The organism is Asticcacaulis sp. P2_C5, from assembly GCF_056404555.1.
In genome coordinates this window covers 30910-43577 of sequence record NZ_JBFUDU010000008.1, presented here as the reverse complement: position 1 = coordinate 43577, position 12668 = coordinate 30910, and the positions used below count along the sequence as shown (strand labels likewise).

9 protein-coding genes and 1 tRNA gene are annotated in these 12668 nt (G+C 60.7%); 3 read left to right on the top strand and 7 right to left on the bottom strand.

The genetic code is table 11. The features are described from left to right. Positions 1–13: 13 nt before the first annotated feature. Positions 14–1783, bottom strand: a complete 1770-nt coding sequence (locus AC1DXO_RS15005) for a ShlB/FhaC/HecB family hemolysin secretion/activation protein (RefSeq protein WP_476978979.1) — start codon at positions 1781–1783, stop codon at positions 14–16. 402 nt (positions 1784–2185) lie between these two features. Between AC1DXO_RS15005 and AC1DXO_RS15000 the strand changes: the two genes are divergently transcribed. After that, entirely contained in the window at positions 2186–2335 is a 150-nt protein-coding gene (locus AC1DXO_RS15000; protein WP_476978978.1) for a WGR domain-containing protein, read from the top strand. Between the two features lie 382 nt (positions 2336–2717). Here AC1DXO_RS15000 and AC1DXO_RS14995 read toward each other — a convergent pair. Together AC1DXO_RS14995 and AC1DXO_RS14990 are read right to left on the bottom strand one after the other, a co-directional pair. Beyond that, a tRNA-Leu gene (locus tag AC1DXO_RS14995) sits at positions 2718–2802 on the bottom strand. Positions 2803–3263: 461 nt separating this feature from the next. Beyond that, positions 3264–3521: a FliM/FliN family flagellar motor switch protein gene (locus AC1DXO_RS14990; protein ID WP_476978977.1), complete on the bottom strand. Its 258-nt coding sequence runs from the start codon at positions 3519–3521 to the stop codon at positions 3264–3266. An 81-nt stretch (positions 3522–3602) separates the two neighbouring features. On the opposite strand from AC1DXO_RS14990, the gene lipB reads away from it, so the two are divergent. Beyond that, positions 3603–4307 carry a lipoyl(octanoyl) transferase LipB gene (lipB, locus tag AC1DXO_RS14985; protein WP_476978976.1) on the top strand — a complete coding sequence of 235 codons (705 nt, stop codon included), beginning with the start codon at positions 3603–3605 and terminating at the stop codon, positions 4305–4307. Here the strand turns inward: lipB and AC1DXO_RS14980 are convergent. The 4 genes from AC1DXO_RS14980 to AC1DXO_RS14965 all read right to left on the bottom strand — a co-directional run bounded on the left by AC1DXO_RS14980 (position 4304) and on the right by AC1DXO_RS14965 (position 9237). Beyond that, positions 4304–4711 carry a DUF805 domain-containing protein gene (locus AC1DXO_RS14980; protein WP_476978975.1) on the bottom strand — a complete coding sequence of 136 codons (408 nt, stop codon included), beginning with the start codon at positions 4709–4711 and terminating at the stop codon, positions 4304–4306. The genes lipB and AC1DXO_RS14980 overlap by 4 nt on opposite strands. Positions 4712–4899: 188 nt before the next feature. Continuing rightward, a complete protein-coding gene (locus AC1DXO_RS14975) occupies positions 4900–6138 on the bottom strand; it encodes a vWA domain-containing protein (RefSeq protein WP_476978974.1) in 1239 nt (412 codons plus the stop codon). A gap of 338 nt (positions 6139–6476) precedes the next feature. Then, positions 6477–8216, bottom strand: a complete 1740-nt coding sequence (locus AC1DXO_RS14970) for a pilus assembly protein TadG-related protein (RefSeq protein WP_476978973.1) — start codon at positions 8214–8216, stop codon at positions 6477–6479. Between the two features lie 211 nt (positions 8217–8427). After that, complete coding sequence (locus AC1DXO_RS14965) at positions 8428–9237, bottom strand: RluA family pseudouridine synthase (RefSeq protein ID WP_476978972.1); 810 nt, start codon at positions 9235–9237, stop codon at positions 8428–8430. A gap of 160 nt (positions 9238–9397) precedes the next feature. Here AC1DXO_RS14965 and AC1DXO_RS14960 point away from each other — a divergent pair, with 160 nt between their 5' ends. Next, positions 9398–12667 (top strand): PAS domain S-box protein, encoded by a 3270-nt coding sequence (locus tag AC1DXO_RS14960; RefSeq protein ID WP_476978971.1) that lies wholly within the window; start codon positions 9398–9400, stop codon positions 12665–12667. The last annotated feature ends 1 nt before the right edge of the window (position 12668 follow it).

The window sequence follows — 12668 nt, the reverse complement described above, 5'->3', positions numbered from 1 at the left end:
GTCCTGTTTAGTCTCATTCGCCGTGAGGCAGGAACTGCATGGTCAATGTGAACATGAAGCGGTCGTCGGCCTTCTTCGCATCGATCGATAACGCCTTGTCCATCGGCTTGGCGTAGTAGATTTCCGCCACCATCTTCGGCAGGTAGAAGCGCAGGCCCAGCCCCCACGAGCGCAGTTCGCGATCGTTTTCGGTCGTGCCCAGGTCCCGGTTCCAGATGTGGACGCTGTCGTAGAAGGTAAATGCCTCCGGCCTGACTGGAACCATCGGCGGCAGCTTGGCGCGCGCTTCCAGCCGCCAACCGACCGCGCTGTCGGCCGTGGTCGCGCCGGGATCATAGCCGCGTCCGATGTTGAGATTGCCGACGGAAAATTCCTCGTAGCTTAGCAACGGATCGCGTGCCCACTGGCTGCGCAGCGCGCCGGCAAGGCTGAATACCGGACCGACGGTCCACACGCCATCGGCGTTCAGGCGGACAACCGTCGCCTTCGGATTGCCGTCGAAGCGCGACGGCGAATAGCCCTGCGCCGTGACAATCCCGCGTTTGGAGGCGCCGAACCAGTCGAGACCCTGGCGGACTTCGATATCGCCGCGCAGCGACAGGCCGCCGCCATCGAAGCCAGACCTGCGCACCTGACCCTGCGCTCGCAGGTAGGCGACGCTCAGCTTGTCGAGATTGAGCGGCTGGGTGTCGTTGTAGATCTTCGTTCGTTGCTCGATGACGTCGAAGCCCGCCGCGACGGCGAAATCGCGCCGAACCGAGCGAATAATGGGATGGTAGAGCTCGACATTGAAGATGGTGGAGGTCGTACGCAGGTCGATTCCTATGTCCGGCCTTGATCGGGCATAGATGAAAGATGCACCCAGCGTCGTACCATTGTGGAACAGTCCCATCGTATGGCCGATCTGGAAGATCTTCTGTTCCTCGCTGTCGAAGGTGTCCGACAGGCCGATATAGGTCACGTCCTCGTGGTGCGTCAGGCCATAGAATTCAGCCCGGACATAGGCCGTTCCCGGCCCGATCTGCTCCGAACCCATGTTCTGCACATTGGCCAGCACGCGCCACGGAACGGTGTCGATGGTCAGGTCGCCGATGACCGCGCCGGGAGTCGTACCCGCCGACCGCAGCGACAGCCGCACGTCGATGCCGGGGACGTCGCTGGTCAGCAGCAGGATGCGCTCGGCATCGAACTCGTTCAGCGGATCGAGGGCCTGCAGCGCGGCGATGCGCTCGTCGAGCAGGCCGCGATAGGGGCCCGGATCGCCATGCACGCGCACTTCGGTTATATGAGCCGTCACCACCATCAGCTGCAACACACCGCCGGACAGGTCCTGCGGCAGGACCTGGACCGACGCGATGTAACCGGAGCTGCGCAGCAGCCTGTTGGCGCGATCGCGCATTTCGCAGACGTTGCGGATCGGCTGGTCGCCCGGCTGCAGCGGCGCGAATCCGCTCAGGACGTGCATGATGCCGGGAGACAGCTCGACGCCGCTGGCGCTCCTGAAATTCACACTGTTGATAGTGACGCGCAGGTCGGACGAATCGAGGGTGCATGGCGTCTTCGCTACGGCATCCTGGCTGTCGACGTGGATGCGCGGCTGGTTCAGCGCCGGTGCCGGTGCCGGAGGCGTCACTTCCTCGCGCGTCGTGCCGGGAATGGTGCCGGGCGGAGGGGGCGCAGGCGTGGCCGTCTGGGCGGCCACGGGTGACGCCAGTCCCAGCGCCGCCGTCATGGTCAGCAGGCTCGCCCCGCTGAAAAAGCCGCGTGTGAACCCTCGACGCATGGGTTGCCCCCTGTGTGTGCTGTTGGAATGTCGGTTTTAAGAATCTACATACGCGCTGTCACATTACGCCACTGCGGTGCACTTTAATACCGTAATGCGGAGTTGCAAGGGCTTTTCTGACCGGCGTTATGCAATTACCTTTGACCAGGGCAGCGATGACGCCGGCCTGCGGCGCATGTCAGCGTTGAAATCGCGCCCACCTTCGAAGCGGGTTGGGACGCTCGAGTTTACCGAATGGACGCCGGGAAATCGCCGACGCCATCCCTCGTTCCAGGACCGGGGTTTCGGGACAAGCCTGGCCATGCGAAACGACCGCCAGCGCGCCCTCCAAAATCACGTTTTGTTCTTGTTTCTCGAGGTCGGACAGCTGTCGTATCTCATTGGATTCAATGACGATTCCGCATGTCTATCACCCTGCTGCACCGTGTCGATACGGCCCGCAACATGGCTCGGTCGTGCGAACTGTCGGTCCAACCCGGCCTGTTCGGTGACGTCGCCGTGATGCGGCACTGGGGACGCATCGGATCGGCCGGGCAGGTGCGCGAATATTGATTCGACGGCGAAGACGCCGCCCTAAAGGAGGCCGACGCGGTCCTGCGCCAGCAACTGCGGGCGGCTATCGGATCAGGCCAGGCGGCCGGGCCCTGTCCCCGGATTCGGCCGCGACGGACAGGGCATGATCATGCCGCCTGCGTCCAATTGCGACAGTTCGCCGCCGCTTCGCCTTGCGTCGCGCAGACGCCGGCCATCTGCTTGTCGAGCCGCCTGAGCACGGCGCCGCCATCGTGTTAAGGAGCTCGCGCGAGCTCGGGTAAATCCCGGGCACGAAGGAATGTATATGAGGAAGGGCGCGATGGCAAAGGTGGACCAAAAGGTGGTCTGTATACGCAGCTTCCTGTAAAGGGAAACAATTTCAACACCTTATTCTCCAGATTGGTGCGGTCGAGAAGACTCGAACTTCCACGTCTTGCAACACAGCGACCTCAACGCTGCGCGTCTACCAATTCCGCCACGACCGCACGCCATCCGGAGAGGCGCGGGCATAGCAACTGTTTTTCGCTTTGTGAAGCCTTTAAAGCGCACCGACTACGGAAAAGCGCATTTATTTGTACCTTCCAAGCTGGAAACTGGTATTCCCGAAGAAAAGTAAGAAACCCCACCAGCCTCGCCGGCAGGCACACATCTCACGCCTCATTGGCTATCGCCAATTCGCGCTCGTGCGGTCGGCACGGGCCGCCCCGCCCCTCCCCGTCCCTTCGGGCCAGGGATGTATACTGAGGATTGGCTTTCTCTTAAATCTCCCTGCGCGAAGCCCTTGCGAAGCGTGGGGAGGGGGACCGCCCGAGCCATTGCGAAGCGAAGCGAAGCTTTGGCGACGGGGGGTGGTGGGGTTTCTCGCTTTCCGCGCTGTCAGCTTTCCCCCTAAAATCGTTCTCAGGTTACAACCAACCTTGACGGGTATTTATTTTGGGAAGCTAATCTAACTGCCTATAGCCATGAAGTCGTAGACATCGGCCGGGCGTGTCACGACAATGGAGATTTTTTCTTCGAAAATCTGGATTTCGCCACGGGCAACCGGGTGGTTATTGGCCAGAATCCACACTTCGTCGTGTTCGCGGGCGTCGAGCGGAATCACGGCGCCACGGCCCATGCGCAGCAGTTGCTGCATCGGCAGGACCGATCGCCCGAGAAGGACCGAAATTTCGACGGGAACCGATCCCACCTGAGATGTCGTCACGCGACCACCCTTACCACCACGCCTGCAAAGACCTACATTAGGCCCTTGCCTCTTAAAACTTTATAACTCAATGAAGCCTCTATGCTTTCCGACCCGTTAAAACCGCTGGATTTCCACAGCCAAATCGACGGCCCGCCCCCGCAATGGCAGGTGGCCCCTGCCCCGGTCCCCTATCCCGAGGCCGTGCGCTTCATGGAAGCACGCGCAGCGGCCATTGCCGATGGTTCCGAGCGTGAACTGGTGTGGCTGGTCGAGCATCCGCCGCTCTATACCGCCGGTGTGTCGGCCAAGGCGGAGGACCTGATCGCTCCCAACCGGTTCGAGGTCTTCCAGACCGGTCGCGGTGGCCAATATACCTATCACGGGCCGGGCCAGCGCGTCGTCTATGTCATGCTGGACCTCAACCGCCGCCGCAAGGACGTACGCCTGTTCGTCCAGGCCCTGGAACAATGGATCATCGACACCCTGGTGCAGTTCAATGTCGAGGGACATATCCGTGACGGGCGCGTCGGTGTCTGGGTTGAGCGCAGGGACAAGGGTCTTCCGGTGAGCGAAGATAAGATTGCCGCGCTCGGTATCAAATTGAGACGATGGGTCAGTTTTCACGGCATCAGCCTGAATGTCGAACCCGACCTGTCGCACTTTGGCGGAATTGTCCCGTGCGGCATTACCGAACACGGCGTGACCAGCCTGCTTGACCTCGGCTTGCCGGTTACTATGGATGAGGTCGACTATGCCCTGAAGGTCAGTTTCGAGGCCCTATTCGGCCCGGTCGAAGCGGCTTAAGCCGCCAATTTCGAGCGGAACAGCGTCTTGCCGTAACGGTTGTCGCCTCGCTCACCCGGCATGATACATAGATCCACAGCCGCCCAAAGAAGGATCACAACGGCAATAAAGTCGAAAAAGCCCTGTGGCCGCGGCCAGGCCATGATTACCGCCATCAGGATGACCGCCGCCCACCAGCCGGAGCGACCGCGATCGTGCAGACGCTTGGACAGGACGCAGGCGCCGACATATAGCAGTGCCGGATAAACAACCCAACCGGTCAGCAGCTCGACCGGCCCCTTGAAGGCGGATTGATAAAGCGCGACGCAAACCAGGATCAGGGCCGCCGCTACGGTAAAAGGCACCTGGCGGGCACGCCCCCCGGCGGACAGAAACAGTTCAGCCCAGTCGGTTTTCGGGTTCATGCAACGCCTCCGCTTCGATCACCCTGCCCTTATACCAAACCCGGACCGGAGACCAAGCCTAATTCTCTTTTGCAGCTCAAGCGCCGCATGGCTCCTCGCATAAGCTCGGGCGGCCAAAGAGCGTTTTCTGGCGCCCTTGCCAAGCGCGCGGCGCCCGGCCCGATGAGTCATCGTCATCGCGCTTGGAATTACATGCTCAGGCGGGTCTTGTTGATCGACTTGAAAATACCGGACATGGTGGCGTTCAACTGGCTGGCGCTGGTCAGGTCGTAGAAGTTTTCAGGCGCTGTTGCACAGGCGCGCAGCATGTTGGAATTCCCCTCGATGACCTTGACCGTGTAGACGGTGATGCCACGCGCCTTGGCGTCCTTGCACGCCAGTGCCGTGCGGGCGTCGATCTGGGCGGCGTTCCAGCTGTAGCGGTTCTTGGTATTGTCGCCGTCGGTCACCACGATCATGAATTTCCTGGCCGAGGTGTCGCCGAAGGGCACGGCACCGGTAAAGGGTTGGTTCGGCGACAGGACTTCCATGCCCCATTGCACGCCGACCGTGATGTTGGTGTAGCCGCCGGGCTTCAGCGACTTGATGAAGCTGCGCGAAGTGGCGATGTTGCTGTTCAGGCCTTGGACGGGCTGCAGGGTGTTTTCGTCGCAGTTGCTGACCGGATAGAGCGTCTTGGCGCTGCCCTTGAGCGCCGCATCGCCGGAGACGTCGTAGGATTGCGTGCGGTCGACGACGCAGTTGCCGCCGCCACCACTGCTCAGTCCCTGATTGGCGAGGTTGCTAAGATCGGTATTGGCCAGGCGAACCTGTGTGTTGAACGGCACGATGGCAACCTTGCTGCCCGATTCATTCTTGCCCTTGGCATCTAGCAGGCTGGCCAGGGCGCTGTCGACCGACGACTTCAGGTTCGGCATCTTGTTGCTGTCGGCCATGGAGCCGGTCGAATCGAGCACGAAGGCGATCTCGAAGACGTCGAGCGACGTCCTGGCCTGGGACACGACCGTCACGGGGTAGTTGTCCTTGCCGAAAAAGGCGCCGAAATAGCTCGAGACTGTGGCATGGACCGTATAGGTCTCATTGATGACGCTGCCCGCCTGGTCGCGTTCGAGGCTTCCCGAAATGCCCGAGACGCCGGGATTGCTGAAATTTTGAGCGAAAGAGCTGTCCGCGGCAATGGCCCGGGCTGCGTCGGTAGCCGATTTCATGTCGAGCGAGCGCAGGACGGCGATATCGGCAGCGTCCTGCAGGTGCCGGCGGGCTGCGTCGACCCGCGAGAAGTCGATGGCGGCACCGACAAATCCGAATATGACAACAGTGCTGAGGGCGAAAATCATCACGACATTGCCGCGCGTGTCGCGACAGATGGCGTCCACCCCATGGATGAGACATGCGAAACGGTTATGACGGTCAGGCTGCGTAGTCACGGCGTGATCCTCGGAATTGCGAACAAAATGCCAGTCCCCAAACGGGACAGTCACACAAGCTTTGCAAACCTCGGGCCGAAAATTAGGAGTTCATTAACCCTGCGGACAGGAAGTAGTCGATTATTCCAAGCTGCGATGCTCATCGCAGCTTGGCAAGGGCGCCAGAAAACGCCCTTTGGCCGCCCGAGCTTATGCGAGGAGCCATCGAGGCCGTCCGGGCGGCGGCTTGATCTGAAAAAAATGCAAAAAAAAGCCGCCCCGCTTTGCAGCAGGACGGCTCAGGAGTCGGCGGTCTTGGTGAGTCTTCGCCGGAGTGGGATTGACCTGATCAGGTCGGATTACTTTGTGAGACGGACCTTCTTGATCGATTTCATGATCTTGGCGAGGGTCGCCGGCAGGTCGCTGGCATTGGTCAGGTTGTAGTAGTAGCCGGTCTGCGAGGCGCAGCCCTGCAGCATGGTGGAGTCGCCCTGCTCCAGCCGCACAGTGAAGACGGTGATGCCGAGGTTCTTGGCGTTGGTGCAGGCGAGCGTCGTCCGGGCATTGATGGTTGCAGCCGTGGTACTCCAGCGATTCTGCGTATTGATGCCGTCGGTCAGCACGACCATGTACTTCTTCACCGTCGGGTCGGTAAACGCGCCGCCCGTCGAGAAGGGGGCCGTCGGCGACAGGACTTCCATGCCCCATTGGACACCGATCGTGATGTTGGTGTTGCCGGCCGGAGTCATGCCTGCCGCATAGGACCGGGCCGCAGCGATGTCGGTGGTCAAGGGCATGATGGGCAGCAGCGAGTTGGTGGCGCACTTCGAAGCCGGGTATAGGGTCGCGGCGGTGGTGGTGACCGGCGCATCGGCAGTGACGTCGTAGGATTGGGTGCGGTCGATGACGCAGCCCGACCAGTTGTTGGTACCGACACCCAAGAGGTCGTCATTGGTGGTGATGGTGTTGTTGTCCTTGTAGACCGTGGTCGATCCGCTGCCATAGCCGCCGGCTGTCGGAGTCGAGTAGGTTACAGTGCCGTTGTACTGGCTGTAGTTGTTGGGCTGCTGATAATAGGCATTATAGGTATAGTAGTCGCCGTCACTCGATGTGCTGTATTGCGTATAGGTTGAGCCGCTGACCCGATAGACGATCTGGCGGTACATGATATAGGTGTAGTTATAGGTGTGGTGATTGTAGGAATAGGTGTAGCTGGAGGTATAGTAGGATGTGGAAAAGACACCGAAGTATGTCGATCCATTGGACGACCAGCTGCGCGTATAGTTGAGCTTGTTCGACAGGCAGGAGGTATTGCCGTTACACATGGCTGTGTAGTTGTCGGACAGAATCTGGCATTGGGCCGAATTGTAGCCCGTGCAGGCATAGACCGGATTTACCGTGCCGAAATTCCCGGCATAACCGGTCATGCTGGCGACATTGTTGAGCGCGACCTGGGTATCGAACGGCACCAGGGCGACCTTGGTGTTGGCGATGTTCTTGCCTGTTGAATCCAGCAGTCCGGCCAGTGAGGCATCGAGACTGGATTTCAGATAGGTCATCTTGCTGTTCGACGACATCGAACCGGTATTGTCGAGCACGAAGGCGATTTCGGACGTGCTGGTACTGACACCCGCCTTGGCCAGGGCATCGATATCGACCGTGTCGATGCCGACCAGCCCCAGAAGGTAGGTCGGCACATGAGCCGTCGCCGCATAGCTGAGTGTCATGACGTTGTTGGTGGTCGAAGTGGTCAAAACACCCGAAGCCGTGGCCAGGGTGTCAAGGGACTTGGCGGCGCAGAAACTGTTCTGCAGCCCCCCTGTCGTCGCCTTTATGTTGGCGCAGAAGGCTTTCTTGGCCGCCGCGGTTCGGCTCGTCAGGGTCGCGTTCGTCGTCGGATCCAGTGTGGCGTCGACCACGGCGGCGTCGGCGGCGTCCTGAAGTCGGGCGCGGGCTGCCTGGATATTGGCAAAATCGATCCCACCACCGACGGCTGCCGCCGTCGGGATAACGGCAAAGGCAACAATCATCGTCACATTGCCGCGCACATCGGCGGACAAGCGACGAAGGAAACCGCTAAAAGACTTCATGGGCAACATGGGTGTGCGCCTTGGGTGAGAGAAACGACCTTTTCCGGGTTAGTTTCGCGATATTTTCACCAAAATAGCAGTCGCCCGTTAAAGAATTAGAAATAGATTAAGTAAACAGAAAATGGTTCAATGTTAACCCAACTATTCATTAAGCATGACCGATAATTAAACTTAATCAAATAATAAACAAGCCGATTACACAACCAATATATATGAAGTTCTAGATTACAATCCCCAGTGCCTGACACAGGCTGGTAAAGTCTTCCGGAACCGGGGCAGACAGGGTCTTGTCACCGCCGGCCGGATGCGGAAAGGTCAGGGAACGGGCATGCAGCATCAGCCGCTTCACGCCATGGCCACCCAGGCTCAATGCGCCGCCGTAGCGGATGTCGCCCGCAATAGGTGCCCCCATATGGGTCAGGTGAACGCGAATTTGATGCATGCGGCCCGTATGTGGGCTGCAGCGCAGCAGCACGGCATCGTCACCGCGCGCCAGCACTTCGAAGGCTGTCTGCGCCGTCTGGGCATCGGGATGATCTGACTCACAGATGCGTGACCACGCTTCCCTTCCGAGTTCTTCGCGCCGCAGGGCGGCGTCGACGCTAAAGTTGTCGGGCAGGTCGGCGCCCGAAGCCAGGCAAAGATAGGTCTTGTCAAAGGCGCGGCGAATCATCGCCTTGCCCAGGAACGACACCGCCGGCTGGGTCTTGGCAACCAGCAATATGCCCGAGGTGTCGCGATCCAGGCGGTGAACCAGTTTTGGACGCTTGCCGTTCGACCGTGCAAACGCCCACATCATGTCATCGAGATTGTGGCCGTCGCCGCGCCCGCCCTGGCTCGACAGGCCAGATGGCTTGTTAAAGCCCATGATATCGGCGTCCTCATAGATCACCATGGACTTCACCCAGGCGATCTCGTCGTCCGACAGCTTCCGCGGCAACCTGGACGCAGGAATTTGCTTCGGCGTCTGGACGGGGCGCGAGCCACGGCGTTGCAGGGCCTTCATATGTTGTGGGGAATGCTTCGCCATGCGGTCTCATAGCCATGGCGGCGGCGAAAGGCAAACCTGTAAGGACGTTATTCCAGGCTGAAAAAAGGCCGCCATAGAATCGCATTGCTCCGGCCTGAAAAATCACGCATGCCTTCCCGTCCGCCATTTACGCCAAGCTCGTCGGAGCCAGGAGCGCTGTTTGCCCCACAAGAAGGATATCAGCGATCGCACGGTCGCTGCACTGCAGGCCTCAATGCTCGACGCCGTGGTTGCGATCGACACCGACGGCCATGTCGTGGCGTGGAGTGAACTGGCAACCAAAATGTTCGGTTGGTCGTCCGAGGAGACGCTCGGCCGGTCGCTGAGTGACCTGATTATTCCCGAAGGCCACCGCGACGGCCACCGCCAGGGTATGATGCGCTATAATGAGACCGGCGTGGCCCATGTCGTTGGCCGGCGTATCGAAATAACGGCCATCGACCGGACCGGACGCGAATTTCCGATCGAATTGGCGATCGTTGCGGCGCCGCCGGGTGGAGACGCGGCTTTTGTCGGCTTCCTGCGTGACATCAGCGATCGCCATGCCGCCCAGGCGCGCCTGGCGCTGAGTGAAGAATCGCTGCGGCTGGCGACGGAAGCCGCCGAAATCGGAACCTGGGACCTGGACCTGGTGAGCGACGAACTGAACTGGTCGGACCGAACCAAGGCCATGTTCGGCATATCGCCCGGCGTACCGTGCACCATGAACGATTTTTACGACGGATTGCATGTCGAGGATCGCGAAGTCACCAGCAAGGCTTTCCTGGCGACGATAGATCCCGACCACCGCGGCACCTACGACGTCGAATATCGGACCGTCGGCAAGGAAGACGGTCGGGTGCGCTGGGTCGCCGCCAAGGGACGCGGCCTGTTCGACGCCTCGGGTCGCTGCGTGCGCGCCATCGGCACCGCGATCGATATAACCGCACGCAAGGCGGAGGAAACACGCCGGGCCGTCATGACGGAACTGACGGAACTGCTGCGCGGCCACGATACAGCGGCGGCCCTGCATCAGGCATGCGCGCTGATGGGCAGCCATTTCGGCGTCTCGCGCGTCGGCTACGGTCTTCTGGATCCGGTCGAGGACATCTTCAGCTATACGGTCTGCTGGACCGACGGTCGCGTACCACCACTGCTGGGCGAATATCCGGCGCACGCCTTCGGCACCCAGATCGTTGTCCGGCTGAGCGCCGGCGAAACCATCGTTGTCGGAAATCTCTTCGAGGATGCCATCAGCAACGAGAGCGAAACCCTGGCTACCGCCACCGAGGTCGATACCCGCGCTATACTGGTGGTGCCGTTCCTGCGCGACAAACGGCTGCACACCATCGTCTATCTCAATGACCAGAAGGCGCGACAATGGGCTGACGACGAAGTCGAGTTCATGCAGGCGGTCGCCGAACGCACACGGCAACTGATCGAACGCGCCGAAACCGAAGCCGCCCTGGCCGAACGCGAGGCCGAGTTCCGCACCTTTACCCAGGCTGTGCCGAACCATATCTGGACGGCCTCTCCCGACGGCCAACTCGATTGGTTCAACGACCAGACCTACGCCTACAGCGGTACCTCGCCAGGCGATCTGGACGGCGAGACATGGACGCAGATCGTCCATCCCGACGACCGCAAGGCGGCCGCCGAAACCTGGGCGGCTGCGCTGACCTCCGGTGAAACCTATGAAGCGCAGTTCCGCATCCGCCGTGCCGACGGTGTTTATCGCTCGCACATCGTGCGTGCCCTGCCCATTCGCGGCGCACCGCTATTGGGTGTCGCCAACCGGATTGTCCGCTGGATCGGCACCAATACTGATATCGAGGACCAGAAGGCCGCCCTCGATGCCTTTGCCCGCCTGAACGCCACGCTTGAGCACCAGGTCCGCCAACGCACCGAGGAGCGCAACCTGCTGGCCACCGTCTTCGAATCGACCGACGCCTTTATTCACGTCGTCGATCTCGACTATCGCTGGCTGGCCTTCAACAAGGCCGGCGCCGATGAATTCGCGCGCGTCTTTGGTGCCTGCCCCGAGGTCGGCCTGTGCATGCTGGACCTGCTCGACGACCAGCCCGGGCAGAGGGCCGCGATCGAGGCGGTTTGGTCACGCGCCCTGGCGGGCGAGGAATTTACGACCGTCAGTGAACTCGGTGAAGCGGGGCGGATACGCAACAGCTACGAAATGAAGTTCAACAACCTGTATGACGACGAAGGCCGACGCATCGGCGCCTATCAGATTGTGACCAACATCAACGATCGGATCGCCGCGCAACGCAGACTGGCCGAGGCCGAGGATGCGCTTCGCCAATCCCAGAAGATGGAGGCGGTCGGGCAACTGACCGGCGGCATAGCCCACGATTTCAACAATATGCTGGCCGTCGTCATGGGCTCACTGGAACTGCTCAACCGCCGCATCGGAGTCGAGGACGCGCGCGCCAGGCACTATGTCCAGTCGGCTTCCGAAGCGACCAAGCGTGCGGCAAACCTGACACATCGCCTGCTGGCATTTTCCCGCCAGCAACCGCTGCAGCCTGAGGTGCTGGATCCCAACCGGCTGGTGTCGAGCATGTCTGACCTGCTGCGCCATTCGATCGGCGCCGACATTCGCCTGGAAACCGTGCTGGCCGGTGGGGTATGGAAGACCGAGGTCGACCCCAACCAGCTCGAAAATGTCATTCTCAATCTCAGCGTCAATGCCCGCGACGCCATGCCGGACGGCGGCAAGCTGACGATCGAAACCCAGAATGCCCATCTCGACGCGCGCTACGTCGCAGCCGAAATGGGTGTGCCGGCAGGCCAGTATGTGATGATCGCCATTACGGACACCGGCACCGGCATGCCGCCCGAAGTCATGGCCAAGGCATTTGATCCGTTCTTCACGACCAAGGAGGTCGGCAAGGGAACGGGTCTGGGGCTGAGCCAAGTCTATGGCTTCGTCAAGCAGTCCGGCGGGCACGTCAAGATCTATTCCGAGGTCGGTCAGGGAACAACCATCAGGATCTACCTGCCACGGGCCGACGGCCAGGACGCCAGGTCGGCGCACGACGAGATCCCTGTTGAATGCCTGCCGGGCGATCCCCTCGAAGTCATTCTCGTGGTCGATGACGAACCGGCGGTCAGGCAGTTCAGCGCGGATGCCCTGACCGAACTGGGTTATCGGGTGCTGGAGGCCGAAAACGCTGCCGTGGCCCTGGCGCTGCTACAGGACCATCCGGAAATCGTGATGCTTTTCACCGATGTCGTTATGCCGGAAACCAACGGCCGCAAGCTGGTCGATCAAGCCCGCGTCCTGCGACCGGACCTCAAGGTGCTGTATACGACGGGCTATACGCGCAACGCCGTGGTGCATAATGGCGCCCTCGACAAGGGCGTGGAACTGATCAGCAAACCCTTCACCCTGGATGAACTGGCAGCCCGTGTGCGGGATATTCTCGATCGCTAGA

Coding starts and splice junctions, on each gene's coding strand:
- AC1DXO_RS14980 (WP_476978975.1), bottom strand. CDS start 4,711: ATGAACCCGAAAACCGACTGGGCTGAACTGTTTCTGTCCGCCGGGGGG.
- lipB (WP_476978976.1), top strand. CDS start 3,603: ATGCTTTCCGACCCGTTAAAACCGCTGGATTTCCACAGCCAAATCGAC.
- AC1DXO_RS14970 (WP_476978973.1), bottom strand. CDS start 8,216: ATGTTGCCCATGAAGTCTTTTAGCGGTTTCCTTCGTCGCTTGTCCGCC.
- AC1DXO_RS14965 (WP_476978972.1), bottom strand. CDS start 9,237: ATGGCGAAGCATTCCCCACAACATATGAAGGCCCTGCAACGCCGTGGC.
- AC1DXO_RS15005 (WP_476978979.1), bottom strand. CDS start 1,783: ATGCGTCGAGGGTTCACACGCGGCTTTTTCAGCGGGGCGAGCCTGCTG.
- AC1DXO_RS15000 (WP_476978978.1), top strand. CDS start 2,186: ATGTCTATCACCCTGCTGCACCGTGTCGATACGGCCCGCAACATGGCT.